Genomic DNA, 25,156 nt, shown 5'->3' with positions numbered 1-25,156 from the left:
GAGGGGAGGGGGCGGCGAACGGGCGGGCTCGCCGTCACGAGCCCGCCCGGGAGCGGGCCCGCGACGACGGCGGGCCCGCGCGGGATCACATCGCGGGGCGGGGATCCCGCAGGTCGCGACCGGTCCACTCGGGTGCCACGAGCGCGGCCACCAGAGCCGAGGCGGTGAAGATGCCCATCAGCACCATGATCGGGATGATGCTGCCCGTCACGGCGGCCACCCAGGCGGCGGCGACGACCGGGCCGATGCCCGTCGCGATGATGGCCGCGATCTCGCGGACGACGGCGGTGAGGGTGTAGCGGTTGCGGGCACCGAAGATCTCGGGGATCGAGATGTTCTCCATGGATGCCAGACCCAGCACCGAGATGTTGTGGATCAGCGCGTAGCCGACGAAGATCCAGCCCACCTCACGGGAGTTGATCAGCAGCAGGGTCGGGACGATCAGCACGAGCGACAGCGCCGACATCACGATGTACATCCGGCGGCGACCCACCTTGTCGCCGAGCCACCCGACGAGCGGGATCGTGATGAAGCCGATCAGCGACGACACGATCACGATCTCGGGGCCGACCTCTTTCGAGATGGCGAGGGTGATGGTGATGAACGAGATGAGGTAGGTCTGCACGATGCCGGAGTTGCCGGCCTGACCGAACCGCAGGAAGAACGACACGAGGACGGCCTTGATCGGCTTCTTCTGCAGCGACTCGAGCGTGCGGACGTCGTTGGTCTCGGTGGCGACCTTCTGCAGCTCGGCGCGCGAGAGCGCCTTGCCGTCGACGACGTCGGTGCGCTCCTCGAAGACCGGGCTCTCCTTGAGGTTGAAGCGCACCCACAGGGCGAAGAGCATGATGATGGCGCTGCCGATGAAGGGGATGCGCCAGCCCCACGCGATGACGTCGCTCTCCATCATCACGGCGAGCAGGATCGCCCAGATGCCGGAGGCGAACAGGGTGCCGCAGTTGGTGCCGAGGGCGACGAGCGAGGCGACGACGCCGCGGCGGTTGTCGGGGGCGTACTCGGCGAGCATGACGCCCGCACCCGAGATCTCCGCTCCCGCGCCGAAGCCCTGGGCGAGGCGCAGGATCACCAGCAGGATCGGGGCCAGGATGCCGACCTGCTCGTACGTCGGCAGGACGCCGATGAGGGTGGTCGCCGCACCCATGAGCAGGATCGTGTAGAACAGCACCTGCTTGCGGCCGATCTTGTCGCCGATGCGGGCGAAGAAGAACGCGCCGACCGGGCGGGCCACGTAGCCCACGCCATAGGTCGCCATGGCGAGCACGACCGCCATGGCGGCATCCCCTCCGGCGAAGAAGATCTGGCTGAAGACGAGGGCCGCGGCCAGCGAGTACAGCTGGAAGTCCATGAACTCCAGCGCGGTGCCGAGCCACCCCGAGACGGCGGCGCGGGCGAGATCGCCGGTCGACCTCTTGACGACGGGCGGTGACGTCGAGGCATCGACGCCGGGGGCGGAAGAGTTGCTCATCGGATTACTCCTTTGTAGTGATGACGGGTCGGGTGTCAGAGGGAGAGCAGGACCTTGGCGGATGCCGAGGAGTCGCGCGCCGTGGCGAACGCGGCGACCGCGTCGGTGGCGGGGATGACGTGCGAGACGACGGCGTCGAGGGCATCGGTGGATGCGAGGAGGTCGATGGCGTCGTCGATCTCGGTCGAGAAGCGGAACGCGCCGCGCAGGGTGAGCTCCTTGGCGAGCATCGGCGCGAGGTTCACCCCGATCTCGGCGTCGGGGAGCATGCCGACCTGCACGACGGTGCCCGCCCGGCGGGCCGCGCGGATCGCCTGGGTCAGGGCGACGCCCACGCCGGAGCACTCGAAGACGACGTCGAACGACTCGGGCGCGATCGCGTCGGTGCCGACGAGGAACGTCTCTTCGGCGCCGAGGGCGCGGGCTCGCTCGAGGGGCTCGGGCCGCACGTCGCTGGCGCCCACGACCGCGGCGCCCGCGTTCACGGCGGCGGCGGCGACGAGCAGGCCGATGGGGCCGGAGCCGATGACCAGGGCGCGTCGACCGGCGAGGTCGCCGGCCACGCTCACGGCGTGGATCGCGACGGCGAGGGGTTCCGCCAGGGCCGCCCGCTCCAGGGTCAGCCCCTCGGGCAGCACGCGCACCATGTGGTCCTCGACGACGATCAGCTCGGCCGCCCCACCCTGGCGGTGGGGGAAGCCCGCGGCGCTGCCGAGGTAGTCGCCCCCGGCACGCAGGTGGGGGCGGTCCTCCAAGCCCTCGACGGACGGTCCGAATCGCGCGGGGTGCACCGTGACCGGCGTGCCCGGGGCGAGGCGCCCGGAGGGGTCGAGGTCGACCTCGGCCGACAGCTCGTGACCGGGTGTCAGGGGCTCGCGAACGGCGTACTCGCCGTTCTTGCCGTGGAAGTAGTAGTGCAGGTCCGATCCGCAGATGCCCACGTACCGCACGCGCAGGCGCACTTGCCCCGCACCGGGTTCCGGTGACGGTCGGTCTTCCCAGCGGATGTCTTCTGCGCCGTGGATTGCGAGAAGCTTCATCGCGTCTCCTTCGTGTCGATGCGCTCCGCAGAGCGCCGGGTGGTCAGGGGGTGGTCGGTGCCAGGACATCGGATGCTGCGAGGGCGTCGGCGATCGCACTGTCGACGCCGCGCTGCACGATGGTGTCGAGCAGGTCGCCGACCCGATCGACGAACGCCGTGCGATGGGCGAGGTCCTCGCCGAACAGGTGCAGGTCGACGATGGCGCGGGCGGCGAGGTCACGGCCGCCGCGGGCGGGGCCCGCGGTCAGACGCGCGCGTGCGGGATCGGTCATGGCCGCCGCGTGCGGACCGGGATCGAAGCCGGCGGGCGGGGCGATGCAGGCCAGGTAGGCCGCGACGGTGAGCGCGATCAGGTGCGGGAACCCGCCACCATCGAGGGCGTGCCGCACCGGGCCGGGGATGCGCTGGCCGAGCTTGACCGATCCGTCGGAGCCGACCTGGCTCGTGCGGTGCCCCAGCGCGCTGTTGCCCCAGCGGGAGAAGAGCTCGCGCTCGTACTGCTCGATGTCGACACCCCGGGGCGCGGTCACGGACGGCTCGTACTCGTGCCGCAGGACGGCCGCGGCGGCGGCCTCGACGTCGGGGAGGGCGATGGCATCCGGGATCGTGGGCACGCCGCGCAGCGCGCCGAGGTAGGCGATGAGCGAGTGCGTGCCGTTGAGCAGGCGCACCTTGAGCTGCTCGTAGGCGCCGACCTCGTCGGTGAAGACGGCACCACCGGCCTCCCACGCGGGTCGGCCGCCGGCGAAGCGGTCTTCGATCGCCCACATCGTGAACGGCTCGGCGGGGACGGGTACGTCGTCGCGGACGCCCAGCAGGCCGGCCACGCGATCGGCGAACTCCGGGGTGGTGGCGGGGACGATCCGGTCGACCATGCTCGAGGGGAAGCTCACCGCGCGGTCGAGGTAGGTCAGTGCATCGGCGCCCTCGGCATCCGGCAGCTCCTGCAGGAAGGCGCGGACGAGCTTCTCGGTGTGGGAGCCGTTCGAGAGCAGGTTGTCGCAGCTGAGGATCGACATCGGCTCCCCTCCGGCCGCGGCGCGGCGTTGAAGGCCGCGGGCGAGCTGCCCGATGCTCGATCGGGGGTCGCCGCCGCGCAGGTCGGCCGCGACGATCGGGTCGTCGACATCGAGGCGCTGCGTCGAGGGCGAGTAGCTGTATCCGTTCTCGGTCACCGTGAGGGTGGCGATGCGGATGCGGGGATCGGCGAGGTCGGCGACGACGCGCGCCGGGTCGTCGGCGGCGACGTACGAATCGGTGTGCGCCCCCGGGATCTCGAGCGTGGTGCCGGTGGGCGAGATCGTCGCGACGGTGTACAGGTGGTCTTGAGCGTGCAGGGCGTCGACGACGCGGCGCGAGCGCGAGGCGACGCCGACGATGCCCCAGTCGCCGCCTGCCGCGCGCATTGCGGCGGCGGTGTACACGGCCTGGTGGGCGCGGTGGAAGCTGCCGAGGCCCAGGTGGACGATCCCGGCGGCGGCGGGGGCGTCGGGCAGGGAGGCCGTCGAGGTCGGCGCGTCGCGGCGCAGTCGGGCGGTCACGCGCGGGCTCCCGGCGACGCGGCAAGGCTCGCCATGAGGGGATCGTCGATGATCGGCATGAAAGCAGTGTGCTGTGTTTGTACAAACTTGTCAACCTTTTTCACGACCGCATGCCCGATGATGGGACGACAGAGGTATGGGGGTGGACATGGCGGCGAACCTCACGGAGGTGGCACGGCACGCGGGCGTGTCGATCGCCACCGCGTCGCGCGCCTTCGGCGAACCCGACCGCCTCGCCCCCGCCACGCTGGACCGTGTCCGGCGCGCCGCGGTCGAGCTGGGCTACGCCACCCCCCAGGTGGCCACGGGCACCCGCACGATCGCGGTGGTCGTCCCCGACGCGGCCAACCCCGTGTACGCCACCCTGCTCAAAGCCATCCAGGGCCAGGCGTGGCACGGCCGCCACCGCATCGTGCTGTTCGATGCCGACGAAGACCTGCGCCGCGAACGGGAATCGATCGAGCTCGCGGGCCGCACGGACGGTCTGCTGCTGTGCTCGCCGCGACTGCCCGAGGCCGAGGTCCTCTCGCTGGTCGGCGACACTCCGCACGTCGTCATCAACCGCGTCCTCGCCGGTGCCCCGTGCGTGGTGATGGATGCCGAGCGAGGACCGACGCAGGCGGTGGAGCACCTGTCGGCCCTCGGCCACGACCATGTCGCGTACGCGTCGGGGCCGCACGGCTCATGGGCCGACGAACAGCGGGCCGGCGCCGTGGCTCGCGCCTGCGAACGCTTCGGCATCCGCCTGTCGAGATTGAGCCACCACGCAGCCTCCATTCAGGGCGGACGCGCGGGCGCTGCCGCCGCCGCGGCCAGCGGCGCCACCGCCGTGATCGCCTACAACGACCTGGTCGCCCTGGGCCTCGAAGCGGGCATGGCCGAGCTCGGCCGTGTGTGCCCCGACGACGTCAGTATCGTCGGCATCGACGACATCGACCTCGCCGGTGCGGTCACGCCCAGCCTCACGACGGTGCGCATGCCCATCGCGCGCTCCGGCGCCCTCGCGGTCGACCTGCTGCTGCAGGCGATGGTGGGCGCGGCGTCGATCGGCGAGACCGTGCTGCCGTCGCAGCTCATCGTGCGCGGCTCGACGGCGCCCCCGCGCGCGCTCGCGCGCTGACGCGGGGCGCGGTCGACCTACTCGTGCGCCGCAGGCCGTGCGCCAGGCGGTGTCACGTCGGCGAGGCATGCGCGACCCGTCCGACGCGCCGCGGTGGGAGAATAGGGACATGGCCGAGCAGCCCGCCCCCGAACGACCGTCTCCCGTGCGCGATGACATCGAGACGGTCAGCGTGCGCCGCGCACCCAAGTACGGTGTCTTCCTCGCGGCGGGGGCCTTCATCGGCATCCTGGTCGCGCTCGTTTTGACCTTCGCCATCCAGGGCAGCGGCATGAGCCCGTACACGCAGGTGGTGTACTCGGAGCTTCAGGTGTTCGGCTTCACGGCGCTCATCTGCACCGTCGTCGGGTGCACCGTCGGGGCCGTCGTCGCGTTGATCTTCGAGCGCACCGTGGGCAGCCGTACGCGTCAGGTCATCGTCGACCACGAGCGGCACGGGGCCTGATCAGGCCAGTTCCGCGATGATCGGGTGGATCGCGGTGTCGAATGCCGCGACGTCCCCCCGCAGCCCGTCGGTCACCGCCACGGTGAGCGAGCCGATCCACCACACCCCGCGCTGAGTCAGCGGGAGCACCTGCACGTTCAGTTCGAACGAGTGCGCGCGGCGTCCGACGACGCGTTCGTGCGCGGCGATCGCGCTGGCATAGGCCCGGTAGGACACCCCCGGACGCGCCGCCGCCTCGCGGGAGTACCGGTCGTGGGCATGACGGGCGTAGTCGACGGCGTCGTCGGCATGGGCGACGATCTCCTGCCGCAGGGCATCGGCACCCTCCACGGGAAGCGCGACGAGCGTCTCGAACCCGTCGACCAGTTCGAGCGGCACGGGGGAGGGGTGCGCCTGCGGCTCGACCGTCATCGCCCAGTACTCGCGCCACTCCCGCTCGAGCTGGGACTGCGCGGCATCCGTGCGTTCCCCGACCGTCGACGGCGGAACGCGCCGCAGAGCGGGCAGTTCCTCGGGGGACCGGATGCCGAGAACCTGGCGCAGGAAGAGCGCGACGAGCACCGGTTGCGCCGCGTCCTCGCGGATCGTCCACTGCGGCTGGCCGCCCGTCATGGCGTCATTGTAGGACGCGAGGTCGGGGGCGGATGGGCCTTGCGCGCGGCGCACCCGAGGATCGGGGGCGGGGGTAGCGCGCGTGGTCGCCCGGCGGTGGGGCCCCTCCGCTCGTCACGAGACCCCACGCCACAGCCCCCACCGACCCGTCCCACACCCCCGCCGCGCCGCACTGGACACCCGCGCGTGTCCACCCCGGGTAGTCTGTTCCGGTGGCTTCCGCTCCCCACGAAAACCCATACTCCGCCGCAGGCGTCGATACCGCCGCCGGAGACCTCGCCGTCGAACTGATGAAGTCGGCCGTGCGCCGCACGCACGGGCCCGAGGTGCTCGGTGGGGTCGGCGGATTCGCCGGTCTCTTCGACGCTTCCGCGCTGCGCGATTACGCGCGTCCCCTGCTCGCGACAAGCACCGACGGCGTCGGCACGAAGGTCGCGATCGCCCAGGCCATCGACAAGCACGACACGATCGGCGAAGACCTCGTCGGCATGGTCGTCGACGACATCGTCGTGGTCGGTGCCCGCCCGCTCTTCATGACCGACTACATCGCGTGCGGCAAGGTCGTGCCGCAGCGCATCGCCGACATCGTCGCGGGTATCGCGCGCGGCTGCGCCATGACGGGCACCGCGCTCGTCGGCGGCGAGACCGCGGAGCACCCGGGCCTGCTCGGCATCGACGACTACGACGTGGCGGGGGCGGCGACCGGCGTGGTCGAGGCCGACCGCATCCTCGGCGCCGACCGCGTGCGCAGCGGCGACGTCGTGCTGGCCCTCGCCTCGAGCGGTCTGCACTCCAACGGCTACTCGCTCGTCCGCCACATCATCACCGGCGCGGGCATCGCGTACGGCGCAGCGTCGGCCGAGCTCGGCGGCACGTGGGGCGAAGCGCTCCTCGAGCCCACGCGCCTGTACACCTCGCCGCTCCTGCGCCTGCTCGACGACGGGGCCACGGGTTCCGGCATCCACTCCCTCAGCCACGTGACCGGCGGCGGCATCGCCGCCAACCTCGCGCGCGTGCTGCCGCAGAACACGTGGGTCGACGTCGACCGCTCGACGTGGAGCCCGTCGCCGGTGTTCCGCGTGCTGGCCGACATGGGTGGGCTCGAGCTGACCGCGACCGAGGGCACGTGGAACCTCGGCATCGGCTTCCTCGCGGTCGTCGCGCCGGAGGCTGCGGATGCCACGATCTCGGCGCTCCAGGCCGACGGCATCGCCACGTGGCAGGTCGGCGTCGTCCGCGACGACGCGCGCCCCGACGGAGAATTCGAACAGGGCGCGAAGGGCGTCGACGGAGGCGCCGTGCGCCTGGTCGGAACCTACGCGGATGCCGGTGCGCCGGCGAACGGAGCGAGCTAACACCCCATGTGCGGCATCGTCGGCATGGCCGGGCAGGGCCCGGTCAATCAAGAGATCTACGACGCGCTTCTGCTCCTGCAGCACCGGGGTCAGGATTCGACGGGCATGGCCACGGCCGAGTCCAGCGGCGTCTTCCACATCTACAAGGCCCGCGGCCAGGTGCGCGAGGCGTTCCGCACGCGCGACATGCGCGCGCTCCTCGGCGACATCGGCCTCGGCCACGTCCGATACGCCACCAAGGGCACCGCGTCGAACGAAGAAGAGGCGCAGCCCTTCTACGTCAACGCGCCCTACGGCATCGTCCTCGTGCACAACGGCAACCTCACGAACACGCGCGAGCTGACCGGCGAGCTCTTCCACAAGGACCGCCGGCACCTCAACACCAGCAGCGACACCGAACTGCTCGTGAACATCCTCGGTTCCGAGCTGCAGTCCGAGATCACCGGACCCGACCTCGACCCCGCGCAGGTGTTCCGCGCGGTGGGGCGCGTGCACGAGCGCGTCGAGGGCTCGTACGCCTCGATCGCCCTCATCGCGGGCTACGGTCTGCTCGCGTTCCGCGACCCGTTCGGCATCCGCCCCCTGATCCTCGGCAAGCGTCCCGCGCCGGAGGTGCCCGGCGGCGAGCCGCGCGACGAGTGGATCGTGGCATCCGAATCCCTCGTGCTCGAGAACGCCGGCTTCGAGGTCGTCCGCGACGTCGAGCCCGGCGAGGCGGTGTTCATCACGCTCGACGGCACGCTGCACGCTCAGCAGTGCGCGACGCAGTCGACGCTCGCGCCGTGCTCGTTCGAGTACGTGTACCTCGCCCGACCCGACTCGATCATGAACGGCATCTCGGTCTACGAGGCGCGACTGCGCATGGGTGAGCGCCTGGCCGACACGATCGCGAAGTACACCCCCACCGGCACCATCGACGTGGTCATGCCGATCCCCGACTCCTCGCGCCCCGCCGCGATGCAGGTGGCGCGCAAGCTCGGCATCGAGTACCGCGAGGGCTTCTACAAGAACCGCTACGTCGGCCGCACGTTCATCATGCCGGGCCAGGCGGTACGCAAGAAGAGCGTGCGCCAGAAGCTCAACGCGATGTCGAGCGAGTTCAAGGGCAAGAACGTCCTGCTCATCGACGACTCCATCGTGCGCGGCACGACGAGCCGCGAGATCATCCAGATGGCGCGGGATGCCGGGGCCAAGAGCGTGACGTTCGCCTCGGCCGCTCCTCCCGTGCGCTTCCCGCATGTGTACGGCATCAACATGCCCTCGCGGGAAGAGCTCGTGGCGCACAACCGCACGATCCCCGAGATCGCCGAAGAGCTCGGCTGCGACTACCTCGTCTACCAGGAGGTCGACGACCTCAAGGCCGCGATCATGGAGGGCACCGACCTGGTCGACCTCGACATGAGCTGCTTCGACGGCCGGTACGTCACCGGCACCGTGTCGCCGGAGTACCTCGCCTGGGTCGAGGGCAGCCAGGAGTCGTGACCCCGCGCCGGGCGGGGATGGCCGCGCTCGCTGCGGCCGCCATCGTTCTGCTCGCGTTGACGCTGCGCATCGCCGTGGCGTCGCTGTCGCCGTTGCTCACGACGATCCAGCGCGACTTCGACGTGCCCGCGGCGATCGTGGGCCTCATCGGAATGGCGCCCCCGGTGGCGTTCGCGCTGGCCGGCACCGTCACCCCGTCGATCGAGCGACGGATCGGTCTGGAGCGCCTGGTGCTGGTGGCCGCGGTGGTGGCCGCCGCCATGCTCGGCCTGCGGGCGGCCGCGGTCGACGCGTTCAGCCTGCTGGCGGCGACCGCGGGGGTCTTCGGGGCCGTCGGGATCGCGAACGTGCTGCTGCCGGCGGTGGTCAAGAAATACTTCCCCACGCGGATCGGCGTGATGACGACGGTGTACTCCACGACCATGGCCGTCGCGACCTTCACGCCCCCGCTCGTCGCGGTGCCCCTGGCCGACGCGGTCGGGTGGCGCGGATCGTTCCTCGTGTGGGCGGTGGTGGCCGTCGCCGCGGTGGTGCCGTGGATCGCGATGAGCCTGCGCGCCCGCGCGTCGCGCGCCGACATCGTCGAGGCCCCGCGTGCGTCGGTGCTCTCGCGCATCGTGCGGGTGCCGCAGACGTGGGCGCTCGTGGCGACATTCGCGGTGAACTCGTCTGTCGCCTACGGCCTGTTCGCGTGGCTCCCGCCGCTGCTCATCGACGTCGCGGGCGTGGAACCGGCCGAGGCCGGCAGTCTGCTGGCCCTGTTCTCGTTCATGGGCCTGCCCGTCTCGCTCGTCGTTCCCCTGCTCGTCGGGCGGATGCGCAGCACGGCACCGTTCTACGTCGTGGCGGTGGGGGCCGGGCTCGCCGGGGTCGCCGGTCTGCTGTTCGCCCCGACGCTCGCCACCACTCTCTGGGTCGTGCTCATCGGGCTACCCCCGCTGATGTTCCCCATGGTGCTGGTGCTGTTCGGCCTGCGCACGCGCTCGCATGACACGGCGGTCGCGCTCAGCGGGCTCGTGCAGAGCGTGGGCTACGGCATCGCCGCGCTCATGCCCCTCGCGATCGGAGTCACCCACGAGCTCACCGGAGGCTGGACCGCCGGTCTGCTCCTGTTGGGCGCAGCGGTGATCCTCGTGATTCCGGCGGGCTTCATCGTCTCGCGTGGCGAGACGATCGAGCAGTCCTGGGAGCGCCGTACGGGCGCCACATGGTGACGACGCCCGGGCGTTACGCCTTCTCGTCTTCGTAGGTGCCGCTGTACTCGTCGGCCCACTTGTCGACGTACGCGTCTTCACCCGCTTCGGGTGCACCCAGTTCGCGCTCGAGAGCCGAGTAGTTCACCGAATAGGTGTCGTACTTCAGCTCACGGGCGATCTTGGTGTTCTTCGCCTTCTGACGGCCACGCCCCATGCGAGACCCCCTCACGATCGACGTCGAGGGCCGTGCTTCGGGCCCTGCGTATTGCGGTTCCGGACCGAGCCGGTAAGAGTAACACCCAGGATATCACGGCGCCTTCCTCCCCAGCCGTCGGGCGGGATGCCGGCGACGTGGCCGCACCGACGAAAGGCCCGCGCGCATGACCGACTCCCCTCGCCCGCACACGGCTTCCGGCCCGGTGATCGCCGGGGTCGTGCCCGGTCAGTCCCCCCGAGTCGTGCGGGAAGCGGCGCGGTACGCAGCGCTCGCCCAGGCAGAACTGGTGATCGCCTACGTCGACACCACCCGCTTCGTGGCGTTCGAAGACCCCGACGGCTACGTGCATTCGTCGACCGTCGATGTGGCGGGAGCCGCGGCGAAGGCGGCACTCGACGAGGTGCAGCGGGCAGCGACCGAGATCCTCGCGGGCGATCCGACGCCGTGGCGCGTGCGCCCGGTGATCGGCGACCCGGCTCTGGCGTTGATCGGCCTCGCCGACGAGCTCGGCGCCTCGCTGCTGGTCGTCGGAACGCGGAAGCGGGGGTTGGGCGAGTCGCTGCGCGAGTTCCTCACGGGCTCCGTGGCCGCCCGGCTCACCCACCGGCAGAACCGTCCGGTGCTGGTGGTTCCGGTGAGCGAGGCGGCCGGCCCCGAGGAGCAACTGCCCTGGGAGAGCTGACGCGTCAGCCGCGCATGGCGCGGGTGACCGCGTCGGACGCCTGGCGCAGCGCCGTCTCGATGTCGTCGACTCCGGATGCCGCGAGCTCGCCGCCGCGCGAGACGTGCGCCCGAAGCTCCGAGCGCACGCGCCCGCGGAACTCGTTGATCGCCGCATCGGCGCGAGACAGCTGCTCGCGACTGCGGGAACGGGCGTCGTCGACGGGGGCGGACTGCGCGTGCTCGCGTTCCTCACGGGAGGCGGCGGCGAGGTCGGCGCGCAGGCTCCGCATGGCGTCGCGCACGCTGCCGCGGACCTCGTCGGCGATGAGGCGGACGCTGTCGGCCAACCCCGCCTGGATGCCCTCGAGGTCGCCCGCGCGGGAGGCGACCTCGGCGCGACCGGCGTCGGTGATCTCGTAGACCGTCTTGCGGCCGTCGACGGTCTTGGTGACCAGGCCTTCTTCTTCGAGCTTCGCCAGACGCGGATAGATGGTGCCGGCCGAGGGCGAGTAGGTGCCGCCGGTGCGCTCGCCGAGTGCCTGCATGAGGTCGTATCCGTGCCGGGGCGATTCGTCGAGCAGGCTCAGGATGTAGAGGCGAAGGTCGCCGTGCGAGAAGACGGGGCTCATCACCACTCCTCCTCTCCGGCGAGTTCCTCGGGACGCAGGCCCGAGATGCCGCGACGGAGCACCGTGATCTCGCCCGAGACGGTGTTCGCTCGCACGTCGACGAACGACCCCGCGAGGGTACCGGTCGAGCCGGTGTAGTTGGTCGGGCCGGAGCCCGAACGCACGTGACCGTCGATCTGCACGCGCCCGCTCACCGAGCGGGAGACGTAGTTTGCGGGCAGCGAGCGATCCAGACGCACGGTGGCGGTGCCGTTGACGGAGTTGAGGCTGATCGACTGGGTCGCACCCGTGGAGTCGACGAGCATCGCGCCCGAGACGGTGTCGATCGACGCCTTGGTGACGGCGCCGGTGACGGCCACGTCGCCCGAGACGCTGTTGGCGCTGAGGGCGCCCTCGAGCTCGCGCACCTGCACGTCGCCCGAGACGGCGTTGAGGGTGACGTCGCCGACGAGGCCGTCGACGATGATGTCGCCCGAGACCGTGTTGAGGCGGGCGTCGGTGCGCAGGCCCGAGACGAGGGCGCTCGCGCTGACGACGCCGAGGGTGAGGGCGACCGTGCGGGGAACGGCGACGCTGACCTCGGCCTTGGGGCCGCCGGCGCCGAAGTTGCGGAACACCTCGAGGAAGTTGTCCCACCGCAGCTGCGGGTGGTCGATCTCGAGGCGGCCGTCGATCATCTCGATGCGCAGGTCTTTGACGGTGACGCCGTGCACCTCGATGCGCGCGTCGGGCTCGTCATGCGCGATGACGTCGACCTGTCCGCCGACGAGGCCGATCTTGAGTTCGCGCAGCGACTCGATGTCGATGACGCGGGTCTCGCCGGGATGGACGATCCATTTCTCCATGCTGGTGCTCCTCACTCGCGATATATCGCGTTAGGGACAGTATCGAGATATATCGCGAGTTCGTCAAGACCCCATGCGGTGATGGCGCAGGGGCGCTGCTCGCGCGGCAGCGCCGCCCCGCGAAAACACGGATGCCACGCCCTCACCGAGGACGTGGCATCCGGGGCGGGGGAACCCGCCGGGGGGAGAGGGGTGGCGCGCACCCGAAACGCGCCGCTCCTCGGTGAGTCAGACGGGCTTGCGGCCGCTGATGAGGCGGAACAACAGCACGATGAGGGCGATGAGGCCGACGATGATCGCGATCCAGAGCAGGAAGTTCGCGGCCTGGCTCAGTCCGCTGACCACGGCGATGACGATCGCGGCGACGATGATGATGATCAGGAAGATGTTCATGGGGGGACTCCTTGCTGTGTCCACGTCGAGACGCGGATGCTGTGCCCGCGTCGAAACACGGAACCGGGCGAGTGGTTGATTCCACCGTGCCACCACCCTTCGGATGACCGCGCGGGGTTGACGATCCTATGAGCCCGCTGTTAGCCGGGCTCGCGCGCGATAACACGGTCGTTCGGCCGCGCCGTGTCAAGCCCGACAGGCCCCGCGCCCGCCGGGTCGTAGCGTCGGTGCTCCGACGGAGGGAGACGGCCATGCCGGAAGGGCGAGGATCGCGGAGCGTGAAAGACCCCGATCTCTACGAGGCCCTGCGCGCTCAGGGCGACTCGAAAGAGAAGGCTGCCCGCATCTCCAACGCGGCGGCGGCCCGGGGCCGCGGCTCGGTGGGGGCGAAGGGCGGGAAGGCCGGGGACTATCCGGACCGCACCGTCGCCGAGCTGAGAGCGCGGGCGAAGGAGCTCGGACTCACCGGCTACTCGGGCAAGAAGAAGGCGGAGCTGATCGACATGCTCCGCGACCACTGACGCATGCCGCGCCTTCTGCGCGTACGCCCCTACGAGGACCCGGGCTATCGGCGGGTCCGATCGGGCACGGGCTTCCGGTTCGTCGATCACACGGGTGCCGCCGCGCCCGAGCGCGATTCGGAGCGCGCGCGGGGTCTGGTCATCCCTCCCGCGTGGCGTGAGGTGTGGATCGCGAGAGACGCGAACGCCCACATCCAGGCCGTCGGGACCGACGAGGCCGGACGCCGGCAGTACACGTATCACGCCGACTGGTCGAAACGACAGGACAAGGGCAAGTTCGCGCGTGCTCTGCAGCTGGCCGAGTCGCTGCCGCGGGCGAGAGCGCGCGTGACGCAATCGCTGCGCCGCAGCGAGGGGGACCGCGAGCGGGTGCTGGCGGTGTCGTTCCGCTTCCTCGACCTGGTCGCCCCGCGCGTCGGCAACGCCCGCTACTTCGTCACGAACGGCAGCCGCGGCCTCACGACCCTGCAGCGCCGCGATGCGACGGTCGAGGGCGACATGATCCGCCTGTCGTTCCCGGCCAAGAGCGGCAAGCGCGCCGATCTGACGCTGCACGACGAAGAGCTTGCCTCGCTCGTCGCGGAGCTGGCGCTCGGTCGCTCGCGCGCGGCTCTGCTCAGCTACGCACGCGGGCGCCGCCGCGTTCCGCTCACGCCCGGTGACGTCAATTCGTACGTGCGCTCGCTGACGGGCGGGCCCTTCAGCGCGAAGGACTTCCGCACGCTACGCGGCACGATCCTCGCCGCGGAATCGCTCGCGAAGGTCGGCGCGGTCGGAGGCAAGAACGAGCGCAAGAAGGCCGAGATCGCCGCGGTGCGCGCGACCGCCGAGGCGCTGGGCAACACTCCCGCCGTGGCTCGGTCGAGCTACATCGACCCCCGCGTCTTCTCGCTGTACCGCAAGGGACGCACGATGGAACTGGGTGGGTCGAAGGATGCCGCGATCCGGCGTCTCATCCTGGGTGAGTGACCGCCGGGCGCTGCGGCATCCGGCTCGCGGGGCGACCGCGCGGGGCACCCGACCGCTAGCGTGAAGGGGTGCGAGACGACACCCCCGATGACGGTGCGCTGTCCGCCCGCGCGTCGACGCCGCGCTCGACCGGGGCCGTCCCCACCATCCACGATGTGGCCGCGGCCGCGGGGGTCTCGAAGTCGGTCGTCTCTCGTGCGCTCTCCGGCGTTCCGGGAGTCGCCGCACAGACCGTCGAGCGCGTGCGTCAGGCGGCCGCCGGCCTCGGGTACGTGCCCAACGCCCACGCGCGGGGGATGTCGGCTCGCCGCAGTCACACGCTCGGGGTGTTCGTCCGCGACGCCGCGACACCGTTCTACGGGCACCTGCTCACCGCGTTCCAGGAGCAGGCGGCGGCGCGCGGATACCGCGTGGTGACGGCGACCGGGGCGGGGTCGTTCTCGATCGACGACGAGCGCCGTGCTCTCGAGACCCTCGTCGCCCTGCGGGTGGAGGGCCTCATCGTCTGCAGTGGCGCCCTCCCGGTCGAAGACATCACGCCCTTCGCCCGGCGCATTCCGACGGTGGTGGCGGGACGCCCGGAAGAGGATCCGACGGTGAGCAGCGTCTACTGCGACGAGGTGAGCGGGGGGCGGGCCCTCGCCGACCACGTGGCCGATCTCGGTCATCGGCGGGTCGCCGTGATGACCTTCACCCCTCGATCGTCGATCACGCAGTCGCGGCGCACCCACGCGATGGCGGAGCGTCTTCGCGAACGCGGTGTCGACGTGGTGACGTTCGGCGGCGACGAGGCCGGACCGGGCTTCGACGGAGCGGGCGGCATCGTCGCCTCCGTCCTCGAGGCGGGCGGGGTCACTGCCTTCATGACCCCCAGCGACGCGTGGGCGGTCGCTGTGCTCGAGGTTCTCCGCCGGCGGGGGATCGCGGTGCCCGGGCAGCTCTCGGTGACCGGGTACGACGGCGTCACTCCGTTCATGACGTCACTTCTCGGCCTCACCTCGTGGCGTCAGCCGCTCCGCACGATCGGGCGCCTGTCGGTGAACGCGGTGGTCGATCAGATCGACGGCATCGCCACGACCGTGGGTCACGTGGCGATCGACGGCACGCTCGTCGCCGGTCGCACGGCCGTCGCCGTGTGACCCGCGTCACCCGTCGTTCATCGACCGGTTGCTGTCGCGTCGATCGCGACAGGCGTGTTCTGCGCAGAATAGGGAACGTTCCCTATTCCCCTTGATCGAGAGACCGCATGAACGACCACATCGCCCACAAGCTGCCCCGAGACAATAGCGACCCATTCCGCTACGGCATCTACCTGCGCCCCGATGCGAGAACGTGCCGCGCCGTCACCGTCGTCACCGACCAACTGCGCGCGCAGTACGGGCTGCTCTCGTCGGGGGTCTTCCCCCCGCATGCCACGCTCGTGGGCAGTCAGCCCTTCGGTTTCTCGGAGCCCGCCGTCATCGACGCGATCACCGCGCTGCTCGCCGGGCGTCCGGCCTTCGCCGTGCACAATGCGGGCGTCCGACCGCAGGGGCGGGGGTATGTCTACGACGTCAGCGAGAATCCCGACGGTTCCGTGAACGACGACCTGGTGAGTCTCGCCCGCGACATCGAGGCCGCGGTCGCGCCCTTCCGTGTTCCGATGAACAACCCGCTGCCCAACGACTTCGTGCCCGAGTCGTACCGCGGGCACCTCTCTCTCGCCTCGCACGACCTCTACGTGCGCCCCGATCTGTACGAGGAGGTGGGGGCCTTCATCGAAGAACTCGAGGTGCCCGTCCCCGATGGCTTCGCCGGGCGGACCGTCGTGATGTACCGCACCTCCAGCCCCGACTGGTCGGGGCGCTGGTGGCAGACGATGACGTGGGAACACGTGCGTACTTGGTGGCTGGCCGACGCGTAGGTGGGCCCCGGGGATCCGGATGCCGCTCGGTCGCGGCATCCGGATCCGATCAGCGCCCGATCAGCGTCCGATCGCCATTCGCTCCGCCGAGAGCTCACGCACACGCTCGATGAGCGCGCCGTGCTCTCCGCCCGCCCCCTGCGCGACGTAGTCGACGCTCTCTTGCGCACGGTCGACCGCGACGCCCGCGCGAAAACCGGTGTAGGCGCCACCCGCCCGTCGGAGGATGTGGGCGCCCGCCGCCACGTCCCAGGGTTTCGTGTCGAAGCCCATCGTCGCGTCGGACCACCCGGCCGCCACGTGGGCGAGGTTCAGGGCGCCGCTGCCGGTGCTGTGATGGTGCTGGTACGTGCGGGTGATCTCGGCGAGCAGGGTGAACGCCCCCTCGCCGAGCAGGTCGACGTCGTGCTGGTTGGGGAAGCTGGTGAGCAGCGTGGACCGCTCCAGCGAGGCGGACGCCGAGGTCATCGGCATCCCGTTCCGTTCGGCGCTCGAGGCCCCGGCGGCGAACATGTTGTCGGCGACCGGGTCGTAGACGACGCCCGCCACGACCTCGCCGTCGAGCTCGGCGGCGATCGAGATGCACCAGTAGGCCAGCCCTCGCGCGAAGTTCGCGGTGCCGTCGATGGGGTCGATGATCCAGCGCAGCGGTGCGTCTCCGGAGCTTCCCGTCTCTTCGCCGAGGATCTCCGAACCGGGCGCACCGCGGCGCAGGATCGCGGCGATCTCGGCCTCGGCCGCCCTGTCGTGTGCCGTCACGACGTCGTGCACATCGCGCTTGAACGACACGTCCATGTCGGAGCGGAACGCGGCGAGCAGTGCCGTGGCCGCCGTGCGCGCGGCTATTTCCGCGAGGGCGCGGAGCTCGTCGGGGTCGGGGTGGGGGTGGTTCGTCATGGTTCTCCTCGGGGTGTCAGGGGGATTGATTCAGGTGCTCGTGAACGCGGAATGAACGCTCGGCGACCGCTCGCCAGTCGCCTTGACCGGGTCTCACGAGCTGTCGCAGAGTGAGTCCGTCATCGAAAAGGGAACGTTCCCTATGACGGAAAGGTAACCGATGTCGCTCTCGATCCTCGACCGCCGGCGCACGTTCGCCGAGCGCCGGCGACCGGCCTCGACGCCCGCCTGGCGGCGCGCCGACCGACGCGTGGGGGCGGCTCTCCTGGTCCCCGCTCTCGCGGTCTTCGCCGTGTTCGTGTTCTACCCCCTCGCGAAGGTCGTCTGGCTGAGCGCGCAGGGGACCGACATCTTCGGTCAGGCCGCAGGCTTCGTGGGGGTCAAGAACTTCGCGACGATCTTCAGCGACCCGCAGTTCGGCGACACGCTGTGGCGGACGGGCGTCTTCTGCGTCGCCGTCGTGGTCGGCCGCATCGTCGTCGGATTGCTCATCGTCATCCCGTTGACCGCGAAGCTCCGCGGCATCCGGATCTTCCGGGCCCTCCTCACCTCGCCTCTCGTGGCGTCGGTCTCGGTGGCATCCGTCGCCTTCGCGGCGATGCTCGCGCCGGCCGGCGGCCTGGTCAACTCCGTCATCACCGGCTTCGGCGGGACCGCGGTGCCGTGGCTCACGAGTACCCAATGGGCGATGCCGAGCGTGATCGCCGTCACGGTGTGGGGCTCGCTCGGCTTCACGGTGCTGCTGCTGCTCGGGGCCTTCGGCGCGATCGACCCCGACGTGATCGAGGCGGCGCACCTGGACGGCGCGGGCCCGCTCCGCACGCTCTGGTCGATCTCGCTGCCACTGATCACGCCGACGCTGTTCTTCATCGCCGTGACGGGGGCTGTGGAAGCGCTCACGACGTTCGGGCAGATCCAGATCCTCACCGGGGGTGGACCGGCCGACTCCACGACGACGTTGGTCTACACAATCTACCAGTCGGCGTTCGGTGCGGGCAGCGCGAACTTCGGCATCGCCGCCGCGGTCGGGGTGGTGCTGTTCCTGCTGGTGCTCGGCCTCTCCCTGGTGCAGTTCGGCGTGCTCGAGAAGCGGGTGAACTACTGATGGCGCGGCCCCGGTCCGCTCGCGCACGCGTGCGCAGCGCCCTGCTCTACACCTGGCTCGTCGTCGCGGTGGTCGTGGTCTGCTTCCCGCTCTACTACATCTTCGAAGGCGCCCTCACGCCCACGGCCTGGCTCGACGAAGGGCTCGAGGGTCTCCTGCCGATTCACCTGACCCTCGACAACGTCATCCGCGCCACGCAGGTGATCCCGCTCGGGCACCAGTTCCTCAACAGCCTCATCGTGACGCTCGTGCAGACCTTCTTCCAGATCGCGATCGGAATCGCCAGCGCCTACGCCCTCGTCTTCTGCGGGTTGAGGGGGACGCGCGCACTGTTCCTGTTGATCCTGTCGAGCATGATGGTGCCGGGCGAGACGATCCTCATCGCGAACTACCTGACGATCTCGTCGTGGCGGCTGATCGACACCCTGCCGGCGGTGTTCCTGCCCTTCCTGGCCTCGGCGCTGAGCATCTTCCTCTTCCGCCAGGCATTCCTGAGCTTCCCGGGGGAACTGCGCGAGGCGGCTGTCCTCGACGGCGCGGGGCACGTCCGATTCATCCGGTCGATGCTGCTGCCGATCGTGCAGCCGACCCTCATCTCGGTGACCCTCGTCAGCGCGACCGCCGCGTGGAACGGGTTCTTCTGGCCGCTGCTCGTGACGAACTCGCCCGAGAACCGCACGGTGCAGGTCGGCATCGCCCAGCTCTCCAGCGCCGAGGCCGCCGATGTCGGGGTCGTCCTCGCCGGTGCGGCCATGGTCACCCTCCCCGTTCTCGTCCTCGTGCTGCTCGCGCAGCGCTTCCTCGCCGGCGGCATCACCGCCGGCGCCCTCAAGTAGCCCCACAGAAAGAAGCCCGAGCCATGTCCCACCGCCCTCGCGTCCTGACCGCGGCGACCGCCGCCGGCGCCGTCGTCCTCCTCTCCCTCGCCGGATGCGCGACATCCGGATCCGCACCCGGTGCCGACTCCGGACCCGTGACCCTGCAGTTCTGGCACGAGATGAGCGGACCGGCGGCCACCGAGCTCGACGCCCTCGTGTCGCAGTTCAACAGCCAGGAGGACGGCAAGATCACCGTCGAGTCGTCGTTCCAGGGCTCGTACGCCGACGCCCAGACGAAGTACACCGCCGCGGTGCAGTCGGGCACGACGCCCGACGTGCTGATGATGAACGACATCTCGACCGGCTTCATGGTCGATTCGAAGAAGACGGTGCCGCTGTCGACCTTCACCGCCGGTGACCCCTCGTTCTCTCTCGACAGCTTCCCCCCTGTCGTCAGCGCGTACTACGCCGACGGCTCGGGCGGGCTGGCTGCCATGCCCTTCGCCGTTTCGCAGCCCGTGCTCTACCTCAGCCGCGACCTCGTGACCCGTGCCGGTCTCGACCCCGAGGCGCCGCCGCGGACCCTCGCGGAGGTCGCGTCGTGGGCCGAGAAGATCCATGCGGCGACGGGGGCGTCGGGTCTCACGATGAACATGTCGGACTCGTGGATGATCGAGCAGATGACGGCCGCGGGTGGCGAGGAGTTCTGCACCCCCGACAACGGTCGTGGATCCGACCGGGTCACCGGCCTCGAACTCACCTCGCCCTCCCAGGTGACGTTCATGCGACAGCTGCAGACGCTGTTCCAGGACGGCACCATGCTCAACCCCGGCGCCGACAACAGCGCGATGGTCTCGGCCTTCGCCAGCGGCAAAGTGGGCATGATGCTGACCTCCACCGGTGCGTACACGGCGGCGGATCCGAACAAGACCGCGTCGAAGGTCGCGGCCTTCCCCTCCACCGCCGAGTCGGACGAGGCAGGGGTGGTCGTGGGCGGCAACGCGCTGTGGATCTCGGGGGAGGGGCACTCCGACGCGCAGCAGCGTGCGGCGTACGCCTTCGTCAGCTTCCTGCACTCCGCCGAGGTCCAGGCAGCCTGGTCGAGTGCCACCGGGTACCTCGCCTCGAACACGGAAGCGGCGTCGACGTCGACCGGCATCGCGTCGCTCGCCGATCCGAACGTCAAGGCCATGGCCGACCAGCTCGCGAGCACCCCGGCGTCGGATGCGGCTGCGGGATGCCGCACGGGTGCCTTCCCCTCGCTGCGCTCCACCGTGATCGGCGCGTTCACCCAGGTCGCCGAGGGCGCCGACGTGACCTCGACGATGGCGGATGCCGAAGAGAAGGCCGCCGACCAGATCGCCGCCTACAACACCGCCGCGGGCTGATCCGCCGCGCCGACAGGCGCTGAGCCCGTGACCCCCGAGCCTCGTCGCCCGGGGGTCACGGGCGTAGGGTGGCGCGGTGAGCATGTGGCGTGACGTCGTCCTCGTCGCCGTCGGCGGTGCCATCGGCACGGCGATACGCGCCGGTGTCACCCTGGCGCTCGGCGACGACCTCGGCCCGGCTCTGGTGCCCATCATCAACGTCGTGGGGGCGTTCGCGATCGGTGTGCTGTTCGGCTGGAGGTCTCGGATGCCGGGATCCGCGCGCGCGCAGCGCGTGCAGCTGTTCGTGGGCACCGGGGTGCTCGGCGGGTTCACGACGTACAGTGCGCTCGCCGTCGAGGCGGCCGGACCGGCCATGCTGTGGTGGGGCGTGGGCACGGTCGTGCTCGGGACCGCGGCGGCCTGGGGTGGCCTGGTGTGGGGCCGCGGCGGACGGCGGCAGCGATGAATCCCCTCGTCTTCGTGGCCGTGGCCCTCGCCGGCGGGGTCGGTGCGGCCCTGCGGTTCCTCCTCGACACGGCGGTGCGACGCGTGACGGGCGAGCGCTTCCCCTGGGGGATCCTCGTGGTGAACGTCTCGGGCGCGTTCGTGCTCGGCATCCTGAGCATGCTCCCGGCCGACGAGGCGTGGCGCTGGATCGTGGGCACGGGGCTGCTGGGCGGGTACACGACCTTCAGCGCCGTCGCGGTGACGACGGTGCTGCTCGCCGAGGAAGGCCGCGGACGCACCGCGACGAACTACGCCGCGGTCTCGTTCGCGGGGTCGTTGTTCGCGGCGGCGGCGGGTCTCGCGCTCGGCTCGCTCTTCTGAGGGGCCCGGTCCTCACGGGCTCGGCGGCCTCGTCGGGGATCAGCGGTCGGTCACCGCCCGCGTCGCACGCCGCCTTCTGCGCATCGCGGCCATCGGGGCGGATCCCGCGGGGAAGGCCCGTGTGATACTTACTGTCGATACATCTCTGTATCGAAACTCGACCCCCGAAGGGTGCTTCGTGTCGTATCTGGCCGTTCTGAGCCTGAAGAACCGCGCCCTCATCGCCCTGGTCACCATCGTGGCGGCGATCTTCGGCGGGCTCGCGCTGACGAGTCTCAAGCAGGAGCTCATCCCCTCGATCGAGTTCCCCCAGCTCGCGGTCGTGACGACCTATCCCGGTGCCTCGCCCGAGGTCGTCGAGGCCGATGTGTCGACGCCCATCGAGAACGCGATCCGAGGGGTCGAGGGGCTCGAGTCGACCACCGCCACGAGCACGACGAACTCGTCGATCGTGTCGGCGTCGTTCACCTACGGCACCGACCTCGCCGGCGCCCAGCAGAAGATCCTCGCGGCGATCGCGCGCATCAACGACCAGCTGCCCGAGTCGGCCGACACCACCGTCGCCTCGGCGAGCATCGACGACTTCCCCGTCATCCAGCTGGCGGTCACCGGCTTCACCGATGCCCAGGCCACCCAGGCCACCCTCGAGACGAGCGTCGTGCCCGACCTCGAAGACGTCGACGGCGTCAACGGGGCGCAGATCGTCGGCGGCATCGGCCAGCGCGTGACCATCACCCCGGATGCCACCCGGCTCGGCGAACGGGGATTCAGCCAGCAGTCGATCACCGACGCCCTCGACGCCAACGGCGTGCTGTTCCCCGGTGGTTCGCTCACGCAGAACGACCAGACCCTGACGGTGCAGACCGGCACCAAGCTCACCAGCGTCGACGAGATCACCGCCCTCCCCCTGGTTCCGAGCGACGCGTCGCAGTTCCAGGCGGGTCGCACGACCATCGGCGACGTCGCGACGGTCGCCCTGCAGACCGACCCGGTCACCACGCTCTCGCGCGTCGACGGGCAGCCGGCGCTCACCATCGCCGTCACCAAGCTCCCCGCCGCCAACACCGTCGATGTCTCGCGCGGAGTGCTCGCGGCCCTACCCGCCCTCGAGAGCTCCCTCGGTGACGGCGCGACGTTCACCGTCGTCTTCGACCAGGCGCCGTTCGTGCAGCAGTCCATCGAGGCGCTCGCGCAGGAGGGCCTTCTGGGCCTCGTCTTCGCCGTCGTGGTGATCCTGGTGTTCCTCATGTCGGTGCGCTCGACGCTCGTGACGGCGATCTCGATCCCTACGAGCGTGCTCATCACCTTCGTCGGTCTGCAGGCCTTCGGGTACTCCCTGAACATCCTGACCCTCGGCGCCCTCACCATCGCCATCGGCCGCGTCGTCGACGACTCCATCGTCGTGATCGAGAACATCAAACGGCACTACGTCGGAGACGCCGACAAGATCCCCACGATCATCCGTGCGGTGCGCGAGGTGGCGGCTGCGATCACGGCATCCACGATCACCTCCGTCGCGGTGTTCCTGCCCATCGCGTTCGTCGGCGACGTCACGGGCGAGCTGTTCCGCCCGTTCGCGCTGACCGTGACGATCGCGATGGCCGCGTCGCTGCTGGTGTCGCTGACGATCGTGCCCGTGCTGGCGTCGTGGTTCCTGCGGCCCGGCAAGGTGGTCCGCGACGCCGAGGGCAACGCGATCGACCCCGAAGCTCCGGATGCCCCGCCCTCGCGCCTGCAGAAGGCGTACGTGCCGGTGCTGAGCTGGACGCTGAAGCACTCGGGAGTGACTCTTCTGCTGGCCGTGCTCGTGCTCGGCGGCACCCTCGCCACCGTGCCCCTGTTGAAGACCGACTTCCTCGGTGACTCGGGCCAGAACACCTTCACCGTCACCCAGAAGATCGGCTCCGCCCCCAGCCTGGATGCCGAGGACACGGCCGCGCAGAAGGTCGAGGCCGTGCTGCTCGACACCGACGGGGTCGAGACCGTGCAGACCTCGATCGGCTCGAGCGGATCGGCGCTGCGCGACGCCTTCTCGGGCGGCGGGTCGGGGATCACGTACTCGATCACCTCGCAGTCGGGCGTCGATCAGGTCGACCTGCGCGAACGCGTGCGCACCGAGCTCGAAGCCCTCACCGACGCCGGTGAGATCGAGGTCGCGGCCTCGGGCGGGGGCTTCGGTTCCACCGCCATCACCGTCGACGTCACCTCGGCCGACTCGTCATCGCTCCAGCAGGCCAGCGATGCGGTCGTGAACGGTCTGCAGGGACGCGACGGCATCGGTCAGGTCACCAGCAGCCTGTCGGCGTCGCTCCCGTTCGTCTCGGTGCGCGTGAACCGCGACGCGGCGGCCGAGCGCGGCCTGTCGGAGCGCGCCGTGGGCGCCCTCGTGTCGAACACGCAGCAGCCCCGCCAGGCCGGCACCGTCGAGCTCGACGGTCGGGGGGTGACGGTGTACCTCGCCGCCGCCAACCCGCCCGCCACGATCGACGACCTGCGCGCGCTCGAGATCCCCACGGCGAGCGGCCCGGTGCGCCTCGACGAGATCGCGACCGTCGAAGAGAGCCAGACTCCGCCGTCGATCACGACGTCGCGGGGGCTCCGCACCGCCACCATCACCGTCACCCCCACCACCGACGACCTCGGCAGCTCATCGGCCAGCGTCACCTCGGCCCTCGCCGACGTGCAGCTGCCCGAGGGGTCCACCGCCGAGGTGGGCGGTGCCGTGACCGACCAGCAGGACGCCTTCACCCAGCTCGGCCTCGCCCTGCTCGCGGCGATCCTGATCGTCTACGTCGTGATGGTCGCGACCTTCAAGTCGCTGCGTCAGCCGCTCGAGCTTCTCGTGTCGGTGCCGTTCGCGGCGACCGGCGCCATCCTCATGCTGCTCATCACCGGGGTGCCCCTGGGTGTGGCCGGAATGATCGGTGCGCTCATGCTCGTCGGGATCGTCGTCACCAACGCCATCGTGCTCATCGACTTGGTCAACCAGTACCGGGCACGGGGACTCAGCGTGCGCGACGCGACCATCGTCGGCGGGGCCAGGCGTCTGCGCCCCATCCTCATGACCGCGCTCGCCGCGATCTTCGCGCTCGTGCCGATGGCCCTGGGCATCACGGGCCACGGCGGATTCATCTCGCAGCCGTTGGCGGTCGTGGTGATCGGTGGCCTGGTGTCGTCGACGTTCCTGACGCTGCTCGTGCTGCCGACCCTCTACAACCTCATCGAGGGAGCAAGCGAGCGGCGCCGGGAGCGACGGGCGGCCCGAGGGGAAGAGTCCGACGAGACGCCGACCGACGACGCCCACCCGCTGAGCCGCCGAGAGCTGCGCGGGAGCCGCTGACCCGGTCCGGGCCCGTTACCGTACGCCGGCGTGGCACCGGGCCCGCGCACGTTGCTGTCGACGCGGCGCGGTCGCTCGACGCGGGCGCGGGCGGGGTGGTGAGCGTGGGCATCATCGGCACCTGAACCACGGATGCCGTGGCGTGCGAGGTGTCGCGGGCTTCGGGGTGGAAAGCCCCGAGGTCTCCCGCCGGGGCGAGAGCACGTGCGACGAGCGGCACCGGCGGTGTCGTGCTCGGCGCGCGGCCGACCGCGGTGACCGACACCGCTCCCAGGGCCCCGGGGCGCGGTGCGCGGGCGCTCGACGAGGCGGAGCCCGCGCGGCGCGCGATCGACGACCGGTGCGCGCGGCGGCGGGGGGCGAGGTGCACGACGTGGGG

Annotated in this window: 25 protein-coding genes; 16 read left to right on the top strand and 9 right to left on the bottom strand. The window is 70.7% G+C overall.

Features of this window, described 5'->3' with window-relative positions; all coding sequences use genetic code 11:
* Positions 1 to 85 precede the first annotated feature (85 nt).
* Genes ASG45_RS00355 through ASG45_RS00345 form a run of 3 tightly spaced genes read right to left on the bottom strand, consistent with a single transcriptional unit; the run spans position 86 to position 4,069 of the window.
* The gene (locus ASG45_RS00355) at positions 86 to 1,486 is read right to left on the bottom strand and encodes an MFS transporter (RefSeq protein WP_055831937.1); all 1,401 of its coding nucleotides are present in this window, start codon (positions 1,484 to 1,486) and stop codon (positions 86 to 88) included.
* Between the two features lie 35 nt (positions 1,487 to 1,521).
* Complete coding sequence (locus ASG45_RS00350) at positions 1,522 to 2,526, bottom strand: L-idonate 5-dehydrogenase (protein WP_055831935.1); 1,005 nt, start codon at positions 2,524 to 2,526, stop codon at positions 1,522 to 1,524.
* 43 nt (positions 2,527 to 2,569) lie between these two features.
* Entirely contained in the window at positions 2,570 to 4,069 is a 1,500-nt protein-coding gene (locus ASG45_RS00345; RefSeq protein ID WP_055831932.1) for a mannitol dehydrogenase family protein, read from the bottom strand.
* 148 nt (positions 4,070 to 4,217) lie between these two features.
* On the opposite strand from ASG45_RS00345, the gene ASG45_RS00340 reads away from it, so the two are divergent.
* Positions 4,218 to 5,189, top strand: a complete 972-nt coding sequence (locus tag ASG45_RS00340; protein WP_055833076.1) for a LacI family DNA-binding transcriptional regulator — start codon at positions 4,218 to 4,220, stop codon at positions 5,187 to 5,189.
* Between the two features lie 109 nt (positions 5,190 to 5,298).
* On the top strand, positions 5,299 to 5,634 hold the full coding sequence (locus ASG45_RS00335) for a hypothetical protein (RefSeq protein ID WP_055831930.1): 336 nt from the start codon (positions 5,299 to 5,301) through the stop codon (positions 5,632 to 5,634).
* Here ASG45_RS00335 and ASG45_RS00330 read toward each other — a convergent pair whose 3' ends face one another.
* The gene (locus ASG45_RS00330; RefSeq protein ID WP_055831928.1) at positions 5,635 to 6,246 is read right to left on the bottom strand and encodes a hypothetical protein; all 612 of its coding nucleotides are present in this window, start codon (positions 6,244 to 6,246) and stop codon (positions 5,635 to 5,637) included.
* Between the two features lie 212 nt (positions 6,247 to 6,458).
* Between ASG45_RS00330 and purM the strand changes: the two genes are divergently transcribed.
* Genes purM through ASG45_RS00315 form a run of 3 tightly spaced genes read left to right on the top strand, consistent with a single transcriptional unit; the run spans position 6,459 to position 10,297 of the window.
* Positions 6,459 to 7,601: a phosphoribosylformylglycinamidine cyclo-ligase gene (gene purM / locus ASG45_RS00325; RefSeq protein ID WP_055831926.1), complete on the top strand. Its 1,143-nt coding sequence runs from the start codon at positions 6,459 to 6,461 to the stop codon at positions 7,599 to 7,601.
* A gap of 6 nt (positions 7,602 to 7,607) precedes the next feature.
* On the top strand, positions 7,608 to 9,083 hold the full coding sequence (gene purF / locus ASG45_RS00320) for an amidophosphoribosyltransferase (RefSeq protein ID WP_055831924.1): 1,476 nt from the start codon (positions 7,608 to 7,610) through the stop codon (positions 9,081 to 9,083).
* Complete coding sequence (locus ASG45_RS00315; RefSeq protein ID WP_235561534.1) at positions 9,080 to 10,297, top strand: MFS transporter; 1,218 nt, start codon at positions 9,080 to 9,082, stop codon at positions 10,295 to 10,297. Before purF ends, ASG45_RS00315 begins: the two co-directional genes overlap by 4 nt.
* A 13-nt stretch (positions 10,298 to 10,310) precedes the next feature.
* Here the strand turns inward: ASG45_RS00315 and ASG45_RS00310 are convergent, their stop codons facing one another.
* Positions 10,311 to 10,493 (bottom strand): DUF3073 family protein, encoded by a 183-nt coding sequence (locus ASG45_RS00310; protein WP_055831919.1) that lies wholly within the window; start codon positions 10,491 to 10,493, stop codon positions 10,311 to 10,313.
* Positions 10,494 to 10,659: 166 nt separating this feature from the next.
* Between ASG45_RS00310 and ASG45_RS00305 the strand changes: the two genes are divergently transcribed.
* A complete protein-coding gene (locus tag ASG45_RS00305) occupies positions 10,660 to 11,178 on the top strand; it encodes a universal stress protein (protein WP_055831918.1) in 519 nt (172 codons plus the stop codon).
* A gap of 4 nt (positions 11,179 to 11,182) precedes the next feature.
* On the opposite strand, the gene ASG45_RS00300 is transcribed toward ASG45_RS00305, so the two are convergent.
* From ASG45_RS00300 to ASG45_RS16420, 3 genes are all read right to left on the bottom strand, one after another.
* Complete coding sequence (locus ASG45_RS00300) at positions 11,183 to 11,788, bottom strand: PadR family transcriptional regulator (RefSeq protein ID WP_055831916.1); 606 nt, start codon at positions 11,786 to 11,788, stop codon at positions 11,183 to 11,185.
* Complete coding sequence (locus ASG45_RS00295; protein WP_055831914.1) at positions 11,788 to 12,633, bottom strand: DUF4097 family beta strand repeat-containing protein; 846 nt, start codon at positions 12,631 to 12,633, stop codon at positions 11,788 to 11,790. The genes ASG45_RS00300 and ASG45_RS00295 overlap by 1 nt, the downstream gene beginning before the upstream one ends.
* Positions 12,634 to 12,861: 228 nt before the next feature.
* Positions 12,862 to 13,026 (bottom strand): hypothetical protein, encoded by a 165-nt coding sequence (locus ASG45_RS16420; RefSeq protein ID WP_191916165.1) that lies wholly within the window; start codon positions 13,024 to 13,026, stop codon positions 12,862 to 12,864.
* 251 nt (positions 13,027 to 13,277) lie between these two features.
* Here ASG45_RS16420 and ASG45_RS00290 point away from each other — a divergent pair, with 251 nt between their 5' ends.
* The 4 genes from ASG45_RS00290 (at position 13,278) to ASG45_RS00275 (ending at position 16,419) form a co-directional block, all read left to right on the top strand.
* On the top strand, positions 13,278 to 13,547 hold the full coding sequence (locus ASG45_RS00290) for a DUF7218 family protein (protein ID WP_055831912.1): 270 nt from the start codon (positions 13,278 to 13,280) through the stop codon (positions 13,545 to 13,547).
* A 3-nt stretch (positions 13,548 to 13,550) separates the two neighbouring features.
* On the top strand, positions 13,551 to 14,516 hold the full coding sequence (locus ASG45_RS00285; protein ID WP_055831910.1) for a DNA topoisomerase IB: 966 nt from the start codon (positions 13,551 to 13,553) through the stop codon (positions 14,514 to 14,516).
* Between the two features lie 68 nt (positions 14,517 to 14,584).
* Complete coding sequence (locus tag ASG45_RS00280; protein WP_082516384.1) at positions 14,585 to 15,655, top strand: LacI family DNA-binding transcriptional regulator; 1,071 nt, start codon at positions 14,585 to 14,587, stop codon at positions 15,653 to 15,655.
* Between the two features lie 107 nt (positions 15,656 to 15,762).
* Entirely contained in the window at positions 15,763 to 16,419 is a 657-nt protein-coding gene (locus ASG45_RS00275) for a hypothetical protein (RefSeq protein ID WP_055831908.1), read from the top strand.
* A gap of 60 nt (positions 16,420 to 16,479) precedes the next feature.
* Here ASG45_RS00275 and ASG45_RS00270 read toward each other — a convergent pair whose 3' ends face one another.
* Entirely contained in the window at positions 16,480 to 17,316 is an 837-nt protein-coding gene (locus ASG45_RS00270) for an inositol monophosphatase family protein (protein ID WP_055831906.1), read from the bottom strand.
* Between the two features lie 160 nt (positions 17,317 to 17,476).
* On the opposite strand from ASG45_RS00270, the gene ASG45_RS00265 reads away from it, so the two are divergent.
* The 6 genes from ASG45_RS00265 (at position 17,477) to ASG45_RS00240 (ending at position 24,777) form a co-directional block, all read left to right on the top strand.
* Entirely contained in the window at positions 17,477 to 18,421 is a 945-nt protein-coding gene (locus tag ASG45_RS00265) for a carbohydrate ABC transporter permease (protein ID WP_055831904.1), read from the top strand.
* A gap of 29 nt (positions 18,422 to 18,450) precedes the next feature.
* Entirely contained in the window at positions 18,451 to 19,257 is an 807-nt protein-coding gene (locus ASG45_RS00260) for a carbohydrate ABC transporter permease (RefSeq protein ID WP_235561533.1), read from the top strand.
* A 23-nt stretch (positions 19,258 to 19,280) separates the two neighbouring features.
* The gene (locus ASG45_RS00255) at positions 19,281 to 20,627 is read left to right on the top strand and encodes an ABC transporter substrate-binding protein (RefSeq protein ID WP_055831902.1); all 1,347 of its coding nucleotides are present in this window, start codon (positions 19,281 to 19,283) and stop codon (positions 20,625 to 20,627) included.
* Between the two features lie 82 nt (positions 20,628 to 20,709).
* A complete protein-coding gene (locus tag ASG45_RS00250) occupies positions 20,710 to 21,075 on the top strand; it encodes a fluoride efflux transporter FluC (protein ID WP_055831901.1) in 366 nt (121 codons plus the stop codon).
* Positions 21,072 to 21,437 carry a fluoride efflux transporter FluC gene (locus tag ASG45_RS00245; protein ID WP_055831899.1) on the top strand — a complete coding sequence of 122 codons (366 nt, stop codon included), beginning with the start codon at positions 21,072 to 21,074 and terminating at the stop codon, positions 21,435 to 21,437. Before ASG45_RS00250 ends, ASG45_RS00245 begins: the two co-directional genes overlap by 4 nt.
* Positions 21,438 to 21,615: 178 nt before the next feature.
* Positions 21,616 to 24,777 (top strand): efflux RND transporter permease subunit, encoded by a 3,162-nt coding sequence (locus ASG45_RS00240; RefSeq protein WP_055831898.1) that lies wholly within the window; start codon positions 21,616 to 21,618, stop codon positions 24,775 to 24,777.
* Positions 24,778 to 25,156 lie beyond the last annotated feature (379 nt).

Source organism: Microbacterium sp. Leaf436 (assembly GCF_001424715.1).
In the GTDB taxonomy this organism is placed as follows: Bacteria; Actinomycetota; Actinomycetes; order Actinomycetales; family Microbacteriaceae; genus Microbacterium.
This window is presented reverse-complemented; position numbering and strand designations above follow the sequence as displayed.